Here is a 17,954-nt window from a genome sequence, read left to right as displayed (position 1 = left end):
GACGGGCGTCGGGCTGGTCCTCGGCAAGTTCTACCCGCCGCATCGTGGGCACGTGTACCTGTGCGAGTTCGCGGCCGCTCACGTCGAGCGCCTGCACGTCGTCGTCGGAACCCTCGCGCGCGAGACCATCCCAGGCGGGCTACGGCACGCGTGGATGTGCGAGTTGGTCCCGCAGGCCCACGTCCATCACCTGCGCGACGAGAACCCCCAGGACCCGAGCGAGCACCCCGAGTTCTGGAGCATCTGGCGTGCGAGCCTGCGCCGGGTCCTGCCGGAACCCGTCGACCTCGTGTTCGCCTCCGAGCCCTACGGCGCGCGGCTGGCGCAGGAGCTCGGCGCTCGCTTCGTGCCGGTGGACATCGATCGCAGCGCGCTCGGCCTGAGCGGCAGCGCCGTGCGCGCGGACCCACTCGCGGCGTGGGGCGCCCTGCCGCGTGTGGTCCGTCCGTACTTCGTCAGGCGCGTGTGTCTCGTGGGCCCCGAGTCGACGGGGAAGACGACGCTGGCGCGCACCCTCGCCCGCAGCTTCGACACAGCGTGGGTGCCCGAGTACGCACGCGCCTACCTCGCGCAGCCACGTGTGGCGCCCGGAGGGGCGCTGGCGTCCACCGAGCCGCCGCCGCTCGTCCCGGACGACTTCGTCCACATCGCGCGCGGACAGGCGGCGTCCGAAGAGGCGCTCGCGCGCGAGGCCCGGAAGGTGCTGGTGTGCGACTCCGACGCGCTCACCACCGCGCTCTACGCCCACGAGCTGGTGGGCACGGTGCCGGCCGAGGTCGCCGAACGCGCGGACACGGCCCGCTACGACCTCACGCTGCTGACCGCGCCGGACGTGCCGTTCGTCCCGGACCCCCAGCGGTTCCTGCCGCACACCCGGCAGCGCTTCTTCGACCGTTGCCGGGCCGAGCTCGAGGCGCGCGGGCGTGCGTTCGTCGTGCTGCGGGGGGCCTGGGACGAGCGGCTCGCGACTGCCCAGGCCGCGGTGGACGCGCTGCTGTCTGCGACACGTCCGTGAGCGGGGCGGCGTGGGAGCGCTGTGGTCCCCGGCGCGTCTCAGCTGGGTCGGCGGCGGGACCGGGCCGCACGGCGCGTGTCCGATCACGCTGGGCGGCGCGCCCACGGGGTGCACCGTGAGTCAGATCAGCACGTGGCGCTCGTCTGGCTTGCGCAGCGGGGGCAGGTCCGTCTCGCCCAGGCGCTGGCGCAGGTTCACCTCGATCATGCGCGTGATGGCGGACAGAGGCAGGTCGTTGGCGTCCAGCCCGAAGGGGTTCTCGATCTCCTCGCCGACCGCGTCCAACCCGAAGAACGCGTACGAGACCAGCGCGACCACCGCGGGCGTCCCGACGCCGACCTGATCGATGATGCCGATGGGCAGGAAGACGCAGTACACCGCCACGATGCGGTGCAGGAGGATGTTGTAGCTGAACGGGATGGGCGTGCTCTTGATGCGCTCGCAGCCCCCCTGCAGGTTCGTGAAGTTGGTGAGCGTGCTCTCGAGCGCCGGGAAGTGCATGGGGTGCACCCAACCCAGGTTCCAGCAGCGCCTGAACTCGTCGCCCATGCGCTGCAGGACGGCCACCGGCGGGTTCAGCTCGCGCTCGAGCTTGGCGAACTCGGGGGCCGGCAGGAAGGGGCGCAGCTCCTCGAAGTCGCGGTCGTCGCGCAGGTGCTTCCGCAGGGCGTGGACGTACCCGATGGTGCGGTAGACGAGCGCCTTGCGCACCGCCAGCGACTCGGCGTCCTGCTCCTGTGGCCCCACCAGCGTCAGGATCTGACGCGTCATGGTGCGCGCTTCGTTCACGATGCCGCCCCACAGCTTGCGACCCTCCCAGAAGCGGTCGTAGCTGGTGTTGTTGCGGAAGCCGAGGAAGATGCCGAGCGCCACGCCGATCAGCGTGAACGGGAGGGGCGTGAGCATCTCGTGGAACATCGTGTCGTGGTAGCGGTGCGCGATGGTCACGGCGGCGGCCAGCGCCGTCGTGAAGAGCACGCGACGCCACACCTTCTGGATGGCGCTCCCGTGCCAGCGGAAGAGGATGCGGAGCCAGGTGATGCGGTCGAAGACGATCATCTCGGCCGGCAGCTTCGCACAGCTGTACGCGCCGTGCCGAGCGATTCTCGTGCTCGAGCGGTCGTCAGAGAGAGCGGGCGGCGTGCGCTCGGCCGCGGTGCGTGGCGAGGGGCGCGGTGGTCGGGGCCGGAAGGATGTACGTCGCGGGCCCGAGGCCGTCCGGGATGGACGCGAGATCCGCCTCGGGGTCGATCATGCGCGCCCGCGGGCGGCCGTTGAGCGACACGAACACGTCGGCGCGCACCTCGACGTCGCGATGTCCACGTGCCCGGTAGTCGTCGGCGATGCGATGCGCAAGCTGCAAGATGAGGTCGGGCTGGCCCGCCATCTCGCGCTCCTGGAGCGCGTTCAGGTAGTGGCAGGGCTCGACGATCTGCTCGTTGACCAGGTCGCTGGCGCGGACGCGATACGTGACCGCGCCGGTCTTGCTCCGGACCATCACGCGGAAGGAGTAGCGCATGCCCTGCTCGTGCCAGAGCACGTTGCCGCCGTAGAGGTGGGTGCGCAGCGGGAGGAGCACCTGCAGCGCCGCGTACGCGCACAGCGCGGCCGTCGCCAGGGGCGCGAGGACTGCTGGACCGGAGGTCGTCTCCGCGCCTCCCGGGGCAGCCGGGCCGCCGACACCAGCCCTCGTTGCGGCATCGTCGCGGGTCGCGGAGGCATCTTCGCCACGCGAGGAGCCTGGGGCTGACGATGTGCGGACGCCGAGCGTGCGCAGCGGTGCGGCGAGGCGCGCCGCGAGCCATCGGGGCCAGCTGGGGTCGAAGAAGATGGGCGCCGAGAGCATCATCAAGAAGGGGAAGATGCCGATGTGGAACAGCACGTGGGTCAGCGCGTGGAACACGATCACGGCCACGTACGCAGCGGCGCGCGTGCGGCGCCACGAGAGCCACACGACGATGGTGCTGTCGAACAGGAAGCCTGCCCAGCTCATGAGCAGCGGGGTCATGGGCAACGCGAAGAGGGGCCCCAGCACCGGGGTCTCGAGGCGCGCCGCGAGCCAGATGCCGAGGGGCTGACCGTGGAGCAGCCAGTCCGGCTGTGCCTTCGCGAGACCCGCGAAGACGTACACCACGCCCACCTGGAAGCGCAGGAGGTATACGCACCACGCCGGGACGGTCGCGCGGCGCAGCTTCGGCCGCAGCCGGGCGTCCAGCGAGAGCGCGCGGTGCGCGGGGACGAAGGCGAACAGCAGCGTCAGCAGCGCCGCTTGATAGTAATGGTTCAAGTAGTTGCTGACGTCGCACAGCTCCACGTACACGAAGCTGCACAGGAACACTGGGGCGGCGAGGCGGTAGCACAGCCCCACGCACGCGAGCGCGGCGGACACCGCCATGGTGACGTGCAGCGCCATCATCGCGCTGGGGCTGAGCACCTGCACGCCGCTCGCGCCCCAGTAGTGGAAGAAGAACGACGGGAGCACGAAGCAGCGCTCCACCCAGCCCTCCGCCATGAAGCGCACCGAGGAGATGCACATCAGGCCGAAGAACAGCACACGGAACACGGCCAGCGAGGCGATGTCCAACTCGCGGACCAGGCGCTCGCGCAGGCGCGTGACGGCGCTCGGCGGCGCCATGGTCAGTCGTTGTCGGCGCCCGCGCGGTTGGGCGGGTCGAGCGAGAGGGTGCCCAGGAAGGTCGTCTTGAGGTCCGTGTCCAGGCGTTGGATCGCTTCATACAGCGCGCGCACGTCGTCGAGGTCGTTCACCAGCGCCTCGGCGAGCGTGCCGTCCACCTGACCGACGGCCGCGATGGCGGCGTCGATGTCCGCCAGCATGGACACGGAGAACTCCGCCGCGCCCACGTCGACCAGCAGGTCGTCGAAGCCGAGCCCAGTGCCACCCGTGTACACCAACCGGAAGCCGATCAGGTTGTGCAGGATGCGCTCCTTGTTGTCCCCCGCGTACAGGGTCTCGAGCGCCTCGGGGCACGTTGTGGTCGCGCAGTCGACGACGCCCGCCGCGTGACCGAGGCGCATGTCCTTGGTGACCTGATCCAACACGAACAACGCGTCGGCCATCGCGTTCAGACCCTCCTGTGCCGTGCGGTAGAGCGCGCCCGCGCGGGTGGGGTCCTGGAGCTCCAGCAGGAACCCGCCGTCCCACGCCGACACCAGCCGATCCACGCGCTGCTTCACCTGAGCGCTCAAGGCGCGCGCCATCTGACCGCGGCGCTGCGCGAGCGCGTCGGCGTCGGCGGACAGCGCCGCCCACGTTCCGTCGGTGTTGATCTCCGCGAGCGCCTCGCATCCGTTGTCCGTGGTCTCGACGAACAGCAGGTAGTCGATGGCGCCCATGCCGCGGATGTTCAGCGCGGCGGTGTCGAGCGCCGCGACGTCCTGGAACGAATCACCCGCCAGGAAGCGGTCCACGCCACAGTAGCTGAGGGGGAGCACGGCCCACGAGTAGATCTCGTCGAACAGGTCCTGGCCACCGGGCGTGAGCGTGGCAGAGCCGAGCGGACCAGTGGTCATCATCTCCACCTCCATCAGCGTCTCCATCAGCGCCAGGAAGGCCGCGCGCGCGCTGTCCCGATCCGCCACGAGCCCGCTCGCGGCGTACGCAGCGATGGCCGTGTCGAACGCGTTGGTGCGCTCCTGCAGCGTGCGGTAGCTCGGCAGGAGCACGTTCGCGCCGAGGTTCGCCAGCACCTCCGGGCGGCGACCGGGCAGCACCTCTGGGGACGAGCCGCACGCGCTGGCAGCCAGCGCCGCCGTGAGCGCGAGCAGCCAGCAGGGGAGCACATTGGAGAGAGACCGCGCAGTGCGGCCGAGACGTGGGCTGGTGGTGGTGGTCATGATGGCGCCAAGCTCACGGCCGCGCGGCCGATCCGCGGTGGCCAGTGAGATTGATATTCATTCTCAAGAAGTAGACCGCGGGGCGGGGCGGGTCAAGCGCGACCAGGGCCGCGCACGACCAGGTCGTGCGTTGCGCGCGGCGCAATGCTCCCCCCGCGCGCATGCACCGGGCACCGCCCCTGCGACGTTCTAAACCCAGGTTCATGCGGGGGTGGCACCTGGTCCGCCACGATCCGTGCATGACCACGCTCTCAAGCTCATCGTTGCAGCGCTCGGCGCTCGCCTCTGGCTCGTTGCTCGTCGCGCTGTGCGGCATGACGCTGGTGACCGGCGTCAGCCAGCAGCTCTTCGAGTGGGTCCACCCGCCCGCCGTCTACGCCGCCTGGTTGATACGCGACGCCACGCCTTTGCGCGCCATCATCGCCGTGGATGACCTGTTCATCACGGCGTACGTGGCCGCCACGGTGCTCTTCGTCCGCTTCCTCGGCGCTCGTGACGCACACCCTCTCCACCTGCTCGCGTTGGGCGCGAGCGTTGCGGCGGGTCTGCTCGACCTCGCCGAGAACCACCACCTGCTCGCGCTGCTGCGCGCCGCCGAGGGCGGGGAGACGCCGCCGCTCGAGGAGATCCTCCTGCGTTCGCAGCTCAGCCAGCTCAAGTGGATGCTGGGTCACGCCGCGTTCGCGCTCATCGGAATGACGCTCGCGGGGAGGGACGTGGTGTCGCGCGTCATGCACGTCTCGCTGGTCTACGTCCAGCTGCCCTTGGGTGCCGTGACGTGGGCCATCGCGGACGGGCCGTGGCTCTCCGCGCTCGTCTGGCTGCGCTACGCCGCGCTCGTTCTGGGCTTCTACGGGGTGGCGTTCATCGCCCAACCGCGCGCCGCTGACGCCGCAGTCGGCTGAGGTGCACGGGCGTGATGCCCAGGTACGAGGCCACGTGCTTGGCCGATACGCGCGCCTCGAGCCCCGGGTAGCGCGTGCGGAACGCCTCGTAGCGCCCAGCGGCGTCCAGGCCGAGCAGCTCGTACTCGCGCTCGGCTTTTACCCGCAGCAGCGACTCGGTCACCCGAGCGCCGAGGGTGCGCCAGGCGGGCCGCTCCTGAGCGAGCTGCCGTGCCGCGGAGAACGGCATGAGCAGCAGCCGACTGGGTTCCTCGGCAACGATGTAGGCGCGGGAGGGAGCGCTCGACAGTAGGTCCGCCAACGAGCCGCTGAGCTGACCCTCCAGCACGAACGCCTTGGTCCGCTCGGTTCCGTCCGGCAGCACGAAGTGCTCGCGCAGCAGGCCCTGCACGACCACCGCGACCTGTTCGGCCTGATCGCCTGCGCGCAGGAGGAACTCGCCCTTCGCCAGGAGGCGGATACGCACGCTCGCGACGCCGGCGGCGAGGTCGGCCTCCGCGAGGTCGGCCACGCCGCACATGGCGGTCGCGTAGGCGTAGAGGTCGACCTCGCTGAGCGTCATCACCGACTACTCTAGCCTCGCCCGGCTCCAGCGCCCGCCCGATGGGGCGCGGCCGCGCGGTGATGCTGCCGGCAGCGCATCCGCGCTCTTGCAGAGCGGATGCGCCATGGCGCCTATTCGCAGCTGAGCGGCGCTACGCAGACCTGCGACAGACGGTCGCAGACGTAGGAGGCGCACTCGACGTCGTACATACATGCCGCGCCGTCGGGGAGCGGGTCCCCCACGCAGGTGGAGCCCACGCAGGACAGGCCGTCGGCACACTCTGCCGCGACCTCGCAGTACGTCCCCGCGTTGCCGTCTCCCCCGAGTCGCGCGCACACGCCCGACCGACAGGTCAGGTTGGCGTTCAAGTCGCACACGACGAGCTGGTCGACGACGTCCGAATCCCACGGGTCGTCACAGAGCTCGCCGGGGCGGGTCTCGAACACGATGGGGACGCAGACGTTGTTGCCCGGGTCGGTCGAGAGCTCACCGCAGATCGTACCGGGAGCACACGAGTCCTCGTCGACGTCGCACGCCTCACCACGCTCGCGCCAGGGCGAGCAGATCGACGCGATGCAGTAGTGGCCCGGCGCGCATCGCCCGCCGACGCACTCCTCACCTGCCAGCGGGTCCGTCGTGCGCTCGTCGGGCCGGATGCCAGCGACACAGGTGTTCTCGTCGTCGCAGTATTGGGGCGCTTGGAGGGTCGACGGACAGTCGAAGTCGAAGAAGCAGAACGAGCCCGGCAAGCCCCTCGCCTCCTGGCACGTCCCGCAACCGAAGCCCACCATCGAGCACCTGTTCGACTCACACTCCCTGTGAGCCGCACACCCGCCACCGGTGGGGACCGTGCCGCGCAGCACCGAGGCGCACGCGCGCTGCGCCGCGGGAGTGGTGGCGCAGGTGCGCCGGGTCGCTGCGATGCACGCCTCCGCGGCGGCGGCGTCGAACACCACCGTCCCGGCGTCGATGTAGGGCCGCATCACGCGAGCGGTGATGTCATCACCGGAGTCGGCGCCAGCGCACACGGCGGCCGAGCGATACGCCGCGCGGTCGTACGCGTCGTACTCGTCCGTGCCTCCGCAGCGGAACAGCGCGTCACACTCCGCTCGGGTCAGCCTCTCGTCGAAGTTCTCGAGAGTCACGCTCCCTTCGTCGCCACCACACCCGGCAAATCCCATCAGCGCGACGATCCACAACGTCGCCAATCCCTGTCTCGACATCTCTTCCTCCATCTCCGGCCCCGCGGGCTCCAACACCGGCTCCTCGTCGCAATTCGGCGCCACCCTGTCGTCAACGAATGGGGGTGTCAAGCGCTCCTCCGTCGCGGCGTCACGTGGTGCCCGGAGCAGTCGTGCGCGCGCCATCCCCCGTAGGGGCGAGCAGCCCGATTGATCCGGGCGGCGCGGAGACGTACCCTCGCGAGTCTGTGACCCACGAGGCGCACGACATGGAGGACGGAGAGGCCAGTGGGACCAAGCAGGTCGCGCAGGCTGGGCTGCCCGCCGCCATCGTCGTGGTCGACGAGGGCGGGGCCTTGCTCTTCTCAGGAGGCACGGAGCCGGTCTGGGCCGGTGCGGCGCCCGCTGGGTGGCTCGACGGTCTGCCCGCTGGCGAGGCGGACCGAGTGCGTGCGTCCGTGGCCACGGCGCTGCGCGATGGGGCCATGTCGGCGCGTCTGCTGCTGCCTCGCGGGCATGGCCTCCCGGTCCGCACCAACGTCCGCATCACGGCGCTGGACGCGCCAGACGGCGTTCAGGTCGCGTGCCTCATGGCGCTGCACGACGTCAGCAGCGACGCGGGGCGAGATCGCTTTCTCGACAGCGTGCAAGACCTCTTGGCCGAGGCGCAGTCCGCGTTTGCCGTCGGGGTGGTGGACCTACCCGAGTTCCGTCGCGTCGTATCGGGGCTCGGCACCGCAGACGCGGACGCCTTGCTGCGCGGTGTGCTGGCGCGGATCACCACCACGCTGGGCGCTCGCGCGAGCGTGCAGCGCATTGGCCCCTCGGAGTTCGCGCTCCTGATCCCACAAGGTGACGACGAAGAGCTCGTGCAGGCCTGGATGGAAGACCTCCACGACGAGCTGCGTTCCCCCTACCGCGTGAAGGGGCGCGACGTCACGCTCCGCAATGCGGTCGGCTTCGCCAGCGCGAAGCGTGGGTACCTCGAAGCGGCGACGCTGTTGAGCGACGCCGAGACCGCCGCGTTGCACGCCAACATCCGAGACACCTCGGGCAGCGCCGTGTTCCGCACCGCCATCCGGGACGAGGATCGACGCGTGATCGAGGTCGCGAGCGCGCTGCGCTCGGCCGTGCAGCGCGGGGAGATGCACCTCGTCTACCAACCCATCCTGGCCCTGGACACCCAGCGCGTCGCGGGCTTCGAGGCGCTGGTGCGTTGGACCAGCCCCTCGCTCGGGGTGGTCGGCCCGGACGAGTTCATCCCCATCGCAGAGAAGCTCGGGTGGGTGGGTGAGCTCGACACCTGGGTCATGCGCAACGCGTGCTCGTGGGCGGCGGGCGTGGCGGGCGCGTTCTCGCTCAGCGTCAACGTCTCGGCTCGCTGGTCGGACGACATGACGCTGATCGACCGCGTCGCCGAGACGCTTCGCGAGACCCTCTTTCCGGTCGAGCGCCTGCGCGTCGAGATCACCGAGACGGCCCTGGCGCGCGACGCCGTCGCCAGCCGCCGCGTGCTGCGCGGGCTGCACGACCTCGGCGTGTCGCTCGCCATGGACGACTTCGGGACGGGGTACTCCTCGCTCCGGGCGCTGGCCGAGCTGCCGCTGGACGTGCTCAAGATCGACCGCACGTTCATCGACCCCATCGATCGCGACGCTCGCGCGTGCGACATCGTCTCCGCCGTCGTGGCGATGGGTCAGTCGCTCGGGATGAGCATCGTCGCCGAAGGGGTGGAGACCGAGGGGCAGCGCGAGCGGCTCACTTCGATGGGCTGCGACCTGGGGCAGGGGTACCTCTTCGAGCGCCCGCTGTCTGGGGCCGATGCTCAGCGCCGACTGCTCGCGGACCGGTGAAGACCGCTCTCGCTCGCGGGTACGGAGCCTACTTCGCGCGCATCAGCATGGCGCGCACCTGTGCCCCGGCCTCGCCGTCGCCGAGCTCTGCTTGGAGGGTGTCGATGCGCTCGACCGTTCGCCGCAGCAGGTGTCGCGGCGGCGCATGGACCAGCAGCTCGTTCGCGAGCTTGCGCGCTTCGAGCGGGCGGCCGGCGGCGATCACGTACACCAGCAGCTCGAGCGACAGCGCAGGGTGCTCGTGTAGGTCTCCCCCCGCCGCGTCCAGCCGCGCCCGGGTGAGGTCCTCCGCGCTGCGCAAGTCCGCTGCCGCGTCGCCGCCGTGGCCCAGCTCGCGATGCACCAGCGCCCGCTGCAGGTAGAGGCTCGCCTCCCCGGGCAGCTGCGCCACCGCGTCGTCGGCGCGGGCCAGCGCAGCGTCCAGGCGCCCCAGCTTGCGTAAGGCTGCGATGACCGCGACGTGCGCGGGGACCGAATCGGCGACCGCGGCCAGCGCCGCCTCGGCGTCCACCAGAGCGGCTTCGTGCCGTCCCGAGTCCCCGTACACGCGAGCCCGACCGAGCCGGGCCTCGAGGCAAGCGGGGTCTTGGTCGAGCGCGCGATGGAGGTCCAGCAGCGCCTGCGCGCCGTCTCCCTTGCGGCGATGGGCCTCGGCCCGCGCGGCGAGCAGCGTGGCGTCGTCTCCGTGTCGCCCCACCTCGTCGTCGTAGGCCTCGAGGGCGAGGTCCAGCTGACCCAGCTCCAGCCAGGTCTCGGCACGCGCGTTCGCGAGGCCGGGCAGCTCCGCGTCCAGCGTCTCCGCCGCGTTCAGGTCGTCCAGCGCGTCGTCGAGGCGCCCCAGCGCGTGCAGCGCGAGCGCGCGACCGACGAGTGAGAGCGCGTCTCCAGCGTCGCGTTCCACCGCCCGCGTGTAGCTGGCCACCGCCTCGGTGTAGCGACCCAGCGCGCGCAGGCTGTCGCCGCGTCGCGCGAGCGCCGTGTTGCCGTGCGTGGGGTGCTCCACGAGCTTCGCGTAGGCGAGCGCCGCGTCGACGTGCCGGCCCATCTGCCACAGCACGTTGGCGCGTCCCATGAGGCTGTCGGCGTGGTCCGGCTTGATGCCGAGGGCTACCTCGTAGTCCATCAGCGCCCGCTCGAGGTCGTCCTGGGCCAGGCGCGACTGTGCGCGCATACGGAACAGGCGCGCCGACTTGGGCTGCTGGGCGATGAGCGGCTCCAGGGCGTCGAGGGCGTCCTCGTGACGCTCCAGCTGCTGCAGGCAGCGGGCGCGCCCCTCGTGGGCCCAGGGGTAGTCGGGCTGCAGCTCCACGGCACGCTCGAAGTCTGCGAGCGCGCTCTCCGGGTCCCCCATCATGAAGCGGGTCTCGCCGCGGGACGCGACGGCCCAAGCGTAGTCGGGCTTGAGGTCGATGGCCCGCTCGAAGCCCGCGATGGCCTCCTGGAAGCGGTGGAGCAGGCGCAGCGTGTCCGCGCGGTGTGAGATGGCCCAGGAGTCCTGTGGGTTGCGCTGCAAGAGCCGCTCGAAGTCGAACAGGGCGGCGTCGTAGCGACGCAGCTCCACGTAGGTCTCGGCGCGGCGACCGATGGCGAACGGGTTGTTTCCGTCGAGCGCGATGGAGCGGTCGAGGTCCACCAGCGCGGCCTCGTAGCGGCCCATCTCGAAGAGCACCATGCCGCGGTTCGCCAGCGCCCACGCGTAGTTGGCGTCCAGGCGCACCGCTTGCGACAGGTCGGCCCAGGCCTCCTCGAGCCGCCGTGTGGAGCGATAGCTCGCCCCGCGGCTCCCCCACGACCAGGCGTTGCCCGGATCCAGCGCGATCGCGCTGCTGAGGTCGGCGATGGCGCGGCGGTGGTCGCTCGTGAGCCGGTGCAGCTCGCCGCGCTGGGCGAGCGCCCAGGGGAACTCGGGCTTGAGCCGGATGGCCTCGTCCAGGTCGGCCAGCGCCTCGGTGCGTCGCTCGCACTGCGCGTGGCACTTGCCGCGGCTCGCCAGCACCCAGGCCAGCTTCGGGTTCAGCACCAGGGCTGCGTCGAAGTCGGGGATGGCCTCTTGGAAGCGGCCCGCCAGGCGCTTGGCTTCACCGCGCGACGCGAGGGCGGAGACGTGCTGGGGGTCCACCTCCAGCGCGGCGCTCAGATCCGCGATGGCGGCGTCGTACTGACCCGCGTCCATCTGGATCTCGCCGCGTCGGTACAGGGCCCACACGTAGCGTGGGTCGAGCTCGATGGCGACGCCGAGATCGCTGATCGCCATGGCGCGGTCGCCCAGCCGATGGTGGGTGTCGCCGCGTGAGGCGAGCGCGAAGGCGTAGCGCGGGTCGAGACGGATGGCGGTGTTGAGCGCCGTGAGCGCGTCGCCGTAGCGCCCCAGCCGGCGCAGCGCTTCGCCCCTTCGCCCATGAGCCTCGGCAAGGTTCGGCGCGAGGGCGATGACACGCTGGAGGTCGACCAGCGCCTCCTCGTTGCGCCCGTCTTGCAGCGCCTTGCGGGCGCGTTGCATCAGGTCGTCGATCGACTCGCTGTCCGACATCGGGACCCATCTTTACCGCTCTCGGCGTGAAACACCAGCCTCGCCGCGCGACCCCGCTGCATCCTGGACGCGCGTCTGGTAATTCCTGTCCCCATGAACGGCTCCCCCCGCTCGCGCAGCACCTACCTCCTGACCATCCCGCTCGCGTTCCTGGCGACGATGGCGTGCGCACGCGAGGGTGTCCCTCCTGAGAGCACTGGGAGCACGGAGCACGCGGAGACCCCGAGCGGTGTGCCCGGCGCGGCGGAGGGCGCATCCGAGGCCCAGACGGGGGAACGAAGCTTCGGCGCTCCGTTGGTGGGGAACGGAGAGACCGTGCCGCTCGGCGCGCTCCTGGACGAGCCCGCGCGCTATACCGGACAGGTAGTGCGCACCGAAGGGGAGATCAGCGCCGTGTGTCAGCGCATGGGCTGCTGGATGGAGCTGCGCGACTCACAGGCGCGCGCGGTGCGCGTGCCCATGGCCGGCCACGCCTTCTTCCTTCCACGCGACGTCGCAGGTCGGCGCGCGATCGTGGAGGGGCCGCTCACTGTGCGTCCGCTCGGCGCGGCCGAGCGGGAACACCTCGCCAGCGAGGGTGCGGGGGCGACCGACGTGGCGCTCGAGCTGAGCGCCACCAGCGTGGTCATTCTCGCGCCGGCGCCGGGCTGATGCCCGTCTCCTCGGTCCAGGGGGCTGCCCTTCGCGTCAGCCTTGTGTGACGCTGGCCACGACGTGCTGTCCGCCGTGATTGCTCTCGAAGGCGCGCGCGAGCGTGAGGCCAAAGTCACGCGCTCGCTGCGGTGGGGTCAGGAAGGCCGCGCGCGAGCCCTGCGGTAGGCTGCGGACGAGGCTCCCGGTGCGCTGGTAGAGGTTCCGGAGCGTGCGCTCGTCACCCACCCGCACGCCGTAGGGAGGGTTACTGACGAGCACGCGTGGCCCGAGCGGCTGGGTGAAGACCGGTGCGTCCGACACGGGCGCGACCGACAGCGTGAGGTGCTGCGCGACCCCTGCACGCTCGGCGTTTTCGTGGGCCGACGCGATGACCCCCGCGTCGCGGTCGGAGCCCAGCAGCGGCGGCAGCGCCGTGCGGGGAGAGACACGCTCCGAGAGCTGGGCGGCAGCTGCGTCGAGGACGGTCGCGACGTGAGCCGGCGCGTACTGGAAGGCGAAGCTCCGTCCCGCGCCTGGGGCGCGACCGGTCGCCAGCAGCGCGGCTTCGACGAGCACCGTCCCCGCGCCACAGAACGGGTCGCCCAGGGGCGTCGCGCGATCCCACCCGGACACCAACACCAGCGCTCGCGCCAAGTCAGGGCGCAGCGGTGCTTTGCCCGTGGCCAGCCGGTAGCCTCGGCGGTAGAGCGGCTCGCCGCTGGTGTCCACTGTGACGTGGAAGCGGTTCTCGAGCGCGTCCACGTGGATGCGTGTGTGTGGCACGTCGCTGCCCTCGTCGAGCGTCGCGAGAGACGGGCTGCGCAGCGACTCTTCGATGGCGCGGCGGGTGCGTTCGGCGATGGCCTTCGTGTGGTAGAGACGGCTCTTCACGCTGCGCACGCGCAGGTCGAGCGGTAGCGTGGGGGACACCCACGGCCCCCAGGCGACCTGCCTCAGCTTGCGCACGAGCTGTGGAAACTGAGACGCCGAGAACGAGGCCAGCTCGACGCGCACGGACGTCGCCAGCCCGAGCCCCAGGTTCAGCAAGGCGATGCGGTCGAACCCGCACGCGTCGTCCACGTCCACGACTACGGCCTCCACCCCGAGCGCGTTCGACGCGGTCAGCGCGTCTGCGGGTCGCCCCGCGAGCAGCAGGAGCGCGCTGAGCTCGGCCGAGAGCAGCCCCGTGAGCCCCGGGGCACAGGTGACGTGCAGCCGCATGCGCTCAGCGATATCCGCGCTTGGCCAGCGACTGCCGACCCATCGCGATCTTGGCGCGCAGGGGCAGGATGAAGTCCATGCTGACGGTGCTCATGTTCTGCGACTGCGCGCGCGTGGTGTGCCACTTGGAGAGCGACAGGCGCGCGATGGCGCGCACGAACTCGGCGCCCTCACGCCCGTACTTCATGCGGAAGTTCAGGAGGCCGAAGGCGCTCGTGACGATCTCGAGCTCGCTGGCGGTGATGTTGCCGAGCGCGACCTCGTCCAGCAGGTGCGCGCGCAGGATGCGGCCGCGACGACGCACAAGGGCGATGACCATCCCGATGAAGGCCGTGACGAACGCGAACCACAGCAGGATGCTGATGCAGAAGATGGCGCCTCCCTCTTCGCTCATCCCGGCGAACGTCGCGCCGCCGTTCCACATGGCGTGCAACGTGACCGCGAGCGCGTAGCCGAACACGGGCCCGAGGGCACGCAGGGCTGGGTGCCGCCCCTCACGCGCCAGGCCGAAGCCGATGCCGGTCATGGCCGTGTACACGGGGTGGCCCCACGGAAAGAGGATGCCGCGCAGCACGAAGTTGGCCCCCAGCCCGCCGAGCCCGCCTTCGGCTGCGGCGCGACCGTAGTACAGGACGTTCTCCACGGCCGCGAAGCCCAGCGCGACGAAGCTGGCGTAGATGATGCCGTCGACGATGCCGTCGAACTCGCGCTTCAGGAAGACGAACATGCCGAACACGGCCATGCCCTTCCAGAACTCCTCGACGATGGGTGCGCAGATGACGGCGCCGACGATCTCGCCGGCCTGCTCGCCGTACACGTTCCCGAACCACCCACCCACCAAGCTGTTGATGGTGACCGAGAAGCCGCACGCGGCGATGCCGCCCCAGAACAAGCAGCCGAGCAGCGCGTACCAGGGCTCGGGGTCGTAGCGGTCCAGCAGACGCGGGAACGTCAAGTACATGACGCCGGCAGGGAACGCGAGCACCGCGCCCATGCACATGTACATGAGGATGGCGCCCTCACCGGCGAGGACCGGCAGCCCTACGAACCAGATGATGAGCTGCAGGAAGCCCAGCAGCATGCCCAGGATGTAGAGGCCCAGGCCGAGGTGTCGTCGAGCGCGTTCGGGGTCAGGTAGGGACACTGGCCGAGCGTATGGCTTGCCGGCGCGTCCGTCTACAACCGCCTGCGGGAGCGCGGGCCGGTCGCGTCGCGCGGACGCTGACCGGCCCGGGCGCCATCACTTGCCCTTCGCGGGCGCGCCCTTCTCGGCCGCCACGGCAGCCGGGTCCTTCCCCTGAGCGCGCAGGGCCTTCTCGGTGGCGTCGGGCGCGGTCGCGTTCCAGCCGTAGCCGATCTGCGCCTCCACCAGCTTCTGCGTCCCCGGGCCGACGATGCCGTCCACATCGTAGCCGAACGCCGTCTGCAGGCTGAGGACGGCCTTCTCCGTGGCGGGCCCGAAGTCGCCGTCCACCGAGATGGCGTAGCCCAGCTGGACCAGCTGCTTCTGCAGCGCGCTCACGTCTTCCCCCTTGGAACCCTTCTTCAGCAACTTGCTCATGTGTCTTCACCCTTCGCGCGCTTCGCAGCGGACACCCCTTGTGCCCCGCGGCGCGCAGGCCACCTAAGCACGAAGCGGACCATGATCGGAACCCCTGAATTCCGACGTTCTCGTGTCATGGATGCGCGCGCGAGGAGCCCACGCGCGGCGACCCGTAGGTCACACCCTGCGATCGAGGGGTGCAGCCTACGGGTCGCGCGGAGCGTCCATGCGTGGCCGCTCACTCGGCGGCGGGGGCCTCCGCGGCCGTAGCGGGCATGCGCGCGTGGGCCGGGAGCTCACCATCGAGGGCGCGCAAGAACGCCACGATGTCCTCGACCTGGGCGTCGGTCAGCTCACGCCCGAGCTGCACCTGCCCCATGATGCGCACCGCACCGGCCAGCTCCGCCTGCGAGCCGTCGTGGAAGTAGGGCGCCGTCTGCGCGACGTTGCGCAGCGTGGGCACCTTGAAGAAGTGTCGGTCGCCCTCTTCGTGCGTGAAGTTGAAGCGCCCGAGGTCGGCTTCGGTGACCTCGCCGCCGCGCAGCGCGAAGTAGTCCTGGACGGCGCCCATCTTCTGGAACGACTGCCCGCCGAGCGCGGGGCCGTTGTGGCAGGCGATGCAGCCCACCTCGCGGAAGGTCATGTAGCCCCGCTGCTGCTGCTCGTTCAAGGCGCTGTGGTCTCCGCCGATGAAGCGATCGAAGGGACCCGGGGTCAGCAACGTGCTCTCGAACGCGGCGATGGCGTCCGTGATGTTGGCCTGCGAGACGCCGTCGTAGCCCGCCGCCGTGAAGGCCGCGACGTAGCTCGGGTCGCCGCCGAGGCGCGCGACCACGTCGTCCCAGGTGGCGCCCATCTCGACTGGGTTGGCGACCGGGCCCGCCGCTTGCTCTGCAAGGTCGGCGGCGCGGCCGTCCCAGAACTGGCGGATGGCCAGGCTGGCGTTCAGCACCGTGGGCGAGTTGATGGGCCCGATCTGGCCTCGGATGCCCTCGGAGGTGCGGCGGTTCTCGGCCCCGCCGTGGTCGAAGCTGTGGCACGTGACGCACGCCACGGTGCCGTCACCGGAGAGCGCCGTGTCGTGGTAGAGCCGCCGGCCGAGCTCGAGCTTGGGGGCGGGCACCTCGGGGGCTGGTGGCAGCGCGGCGAGTGGCGCGTGGCTGGTGAGGCTGGTCGCCGTGGCGGCCGGCGCTGGCTCCGGGCTCGGGGTCGGGGTCGGGGTCTCTTCGGGCTCGCTGCCGCCACATGCCACGAGCAGGGCGGTCGTCGAGAGCGCGACGGCGGTCGCGAGGAGGGATCTGCGCAAGGTGCCTGACATGACGTTCCTCGATTGGGGTCTGGGGGGGTGGTCGCCCACCGAGGCCGAGCGTAACAGGCTCCGTGCGCAGGGCGAGCGCCGGCGCGTAGTGACCGCGGAACAGGTCAGGGGGACAGCGCGCGCAGCACACATGCGTACGTCGCGCCGCTCCCAGCGACGACCGAGACCGCCAGCACGGCGCGGCGTCGCCACACCGCTCCTGGGCGACCGAGCAGGGACAGCGCGACCCACCCCAGGGCGACCCAGCCCAGCTGTGCCAGCTCGACGCCCACGTTGAACGCGACGAGTCTCCCCACGCGGGACGGCCCCGTGGCGTCGAAGCCCGACGCGAAGCCGAGCCCATGCACCAAGCCGAAGCCCACTGCGAGCGCCATGCGTGCGCTTTGCCGGGGCGTCGCTTCGGCTCGCGTGACCTGTAGCCCTCCCAGGCACGCTGCCGCGAGCGCGAAGTAGCCTAGGGCCGCGACCCCAGCGGCGGCTCCCAGGGCACCCGCCACTACGGCGACCATGACGATGGGGAGCGCGCGCCGTGCTCCCTCGGGTTCGGCGAGCCCGACGTTCTCGGCGGCCACGAGCAGCACCGACGCTGCGATGAGTGACTCGACCGCCCGCGCGTCGCTCTCCAGCACCGACAGCGCGGCGAGCGAGAGGGTCAGCGCGTGCCCGACCGTGAAGCCCGTGACCAAGACCATGGCCTCACGCGCGCGCCGCACCAGCACGAGCAGGAGGAGGACGAACGCCGCGTGGTCCCAGCCCGTCGCGGCGTGCCGTGCGCCGTGCACCAGATAGGCATACAGGATGGAAGCGCTCCCGGGGCGAGGCCCAGTTTCTTCGCCGGGCGGGCCGAGTGGTAGCTCCCCTTTCTCCCCCACGACGAGCACGCTCTGGTCGTCGCGTCCACCCTCGAGGTGCGCCATGTGATGGTGTCCAGGGACGGGCCAGGGCGTGACGACGTAGCGCGTGGGTCGTGCTGTGCACGTGAAGCGCAGCAGCACCCGGAGCTCGGCGGGTGGGCTCGTCGTGCGCAGCGGCGGCGCCCCAGCGCAGGTGCGGCCGCTCGCGTCCACCACGCGAAAGTGTGTATGGAACGCCGCCACGAGCGTGGGCGGCAGCTCTGCGTCGGGGGCGCTGCCCGACGCGAACCGATGCGCCCAGATGGCGAGCTCGGGCGACAGGGAGCTCAGGTCCACGGTGCGTGAACGGACACGCACGGACACCTCCCGACCTGCGACGTGGACGACGGACTGGGACACGCTGCGATCGTGGGCGTGTGCCGAGAGAGGCGCGGTCAGCGACACGAGCGCGGTCAGCGACGCGCGCGCGGTCAGCGACACGAACGCCCTCGAGAGACCCGTC

Annotated in this window: 15 protein-coding genes; 4 read left to right on the top strand and 11 right to left on the bottom strand. The window is 71.0% G+C overall.

Translation table 11 applies throughout. The features are described from left to right. The first annotated feature begins 13 nt into the window (after positions 1–13). Positions 14–1,015: an AAA family ATPase gene (locus H6726_31315; protein ID MCB9662173.1), complete on the top strand. Its 1,002-nt coding sequence runs from the start codon at positions 14–16 to the stop codon at positions 1,013–1,015. Between the two features lie 120 nt (positions 1,016–1,135). On the opposite strand, the gene H6726_31310 is transcribed toward H6726_31315, so the two are convergent. From H6726_31310 to H6726_31300, 3 genes are all read right to left on the bottom strand, one after another. Next, a complete protein-coding gene (locus tag H6726_31310) occupies positions 1,136–2,074 on the bottom strand; it encodes a hypothetical protein (protein ID MCB9662172.1) in 939 nt (312 codons plus the stop codon). A 64-nt stretch (positions 2,075–2,138) separates the two neighbouring features. Beyond that, positions 2,139–3,650, bottom strand: coding sequence for an HTTM domain-containing protein (locus H6726_31305; GenBank protein ID MCB9662171.1), 1,512 nt, complete (start codon positions 3,648–3,650; stop codon positions 2,139–2,141). A gap of 2 nt (positions 3,651–3,652) precedes the next feature. Then, complete coding sequence (locus tag H6726_31300) at positions 3,653–4,870, bottom strand: imelysin family protein (protein ID MCB9662170.1); 1,218 nt, start codon at positions 4,868–4,870, stop codon at positions 3,653–3,655. Positions 4,871–5,109: 239 nt separating this feature from the next. Here H6726_31300 and H6726_31295 point away from each other — a divergent pair, with 239 nt between their 5' ends. Next, positions 5,110–5,775: a hypothetical protein gene (locus tag H6726_31295; protein MCB9662169.1), complete on the top strand. Its 666-nt coding sequence runs from the start codon at positions 5,110–5,112 to the stop codon at positions 5,773–5,775. Here H6726_31295 and H6726_31290 read toward each other — a convergent pair. Both H6726_31290 and H6726_31285 read right to left on the bottom strand, forming a co-directional pair. After that, positions 5,735–6,337 (bottom strand): Crp/Fnr family transcriptional regulator, encoded by a 603-nt coding sequence (locus H6726_31290; protein ID MCB9662168.1) that lies wholly within the window; start codon positions 6,335–6,337, stop codon positions 5,735–5,737. The genes H6726_31295 and H6726_31290 overlap by 41 nt on opposite strands. A 113-nt stretch (positions 6,338–6,450) precedes the next feature. Next, positions 6,451–7,542 (bottom strand): hypothetical protein, encoded by a 1,092-nt coding sequence (locus H6726_31285; GenBank protein MCB9662167.1) that lies wholly within the window; start codon positions 7,540–7,542, stop codon positions 6,451–6,453. A gap of 206 nt (positions 7,543–7,748) precedes the next feature. Here H6726_31285 and H6726_31280 point away from each other — a divergent pair, with 206 nt between their 5' ends. After that, a complete protein-coding gene (locus H6726_31280; protein MCB9662166.1) occupies positions 7,749–9,353 on the top strand; it encodes an EAL domain-containing protein in 1,605 nt (534 codons plus the stop codon). A gap of 28 nt (positions 9,354–9,381) precedes the next feature. On the opposite strand, the gene H6726_31275 is transcribed toward H6726_31280, so the two are convergent. Continuing rightward, positions 9,382–11,883 carry a tetratricopeptide repeat protein gene (locus H6726_31275; GenBank protein ID MCB9662165.1) on the bottom strand — a complete coding sequence of 834 codons (2,502 nt, stop codon included), beginning with the start codon at positions 11,881–11,883 and terminating at the stop codon, positions 9,382–9,384. A gap of 93 nt (positions 11,884–11,976) precedes the next feature. Here H6726_31275 and H6726_31270 point away from each other — a divergent pair, with 93 nt between their 5' ends. Then, entirely contained in the window at positions 11,977–12,534 is a 558-nt protein-coding gene (locus tag H6726_31270) for a DUF4920 domain-containing protein (protein MCB9662164.1), read from the top strand. Positions 12,535–12,570: 36 nt separating this feature from the next. On the opposite strand, the gene H6726_31265 is transcribed toward H6726_31270, so the two are convergent. From H6726_31265 to H6726_31245, 5 genes are all read right to left on the bottom strand, one after another. Beyond that, positions 12,571–13,737 (bottom strand): hypothetical protein, encoded by a 1,167-nt coding sequence (locus H6726_31265; GenBank protein ID MCB9662163.1) that lies wholly within the window; start codon positions 13,735–13,737, stop codon positions 12,571–12,573. Between the two features lie 4 nt (positions 13,738–13,741). Continuing rightward, on the bottom strand, positions 13,742–14,818 hold the full coding sequence (locus tag H6726_31260; protein ID MCB9662162.1) for a PrsW family intramembrane metalloprotease: 1,077 nt from the start codon (positions 14,816–14,818) through the stop codon (positions 13,742–13,744). Positions 14,819–14,977: 159 nt separating this feature from the next. Continuing rightward, positions 14,978–15,298: a peptidoglycan-binding protein gene (locus H6726_31255; GenBank protein ID MCB9662161.1), complete on the bottom strand. Its 321-nt coding sequence runs from the start codon at positions 15,296–15,298 to the stop codon at positions 14,978–14,980. 220 nt (positions 15,299–15,518) lie between these two features. Next, positions 15,519–16,598 carry a cytochrome-c peroxidase gene (locus tag H6726_31250; GenBank protein MCB9662160.1) on the bottom strand — a complete coding sequence of 360 codons (1,080 nt, stop codon included), beginning with the start codon at positions 16,596–16,598 and terminating at the stop codon, positions 15,519–15,521. 104 nt (positions 16,599–16,702) lie between these two features. Continuing rightward, complete coding sequence (locus tag H6726_31245; protein ID MCB9662159.1) at positions 16,703–17,851, bottom strand: HupE/UreJ family protein; 1,149 nt, start codon at positions 17,849–17,851, stop codon at positions 16,703–16,705. Positions 17,852–17,954 lie beyond the last annotated feature (103 nt).

Source organism: Sandaracinaceae bacterium (assembly GCA_020633055.1).
In the GTDB taxonomy this organism is placed as follows: domain Bacteria; phylum Myxococcota_A; class Polyangia; order Polyangiales; family Houyiibacteriaceae; genus JADJJE01.
This window is presented reverse-complemented; position numbering and strand designations above follow the sequence as displayed.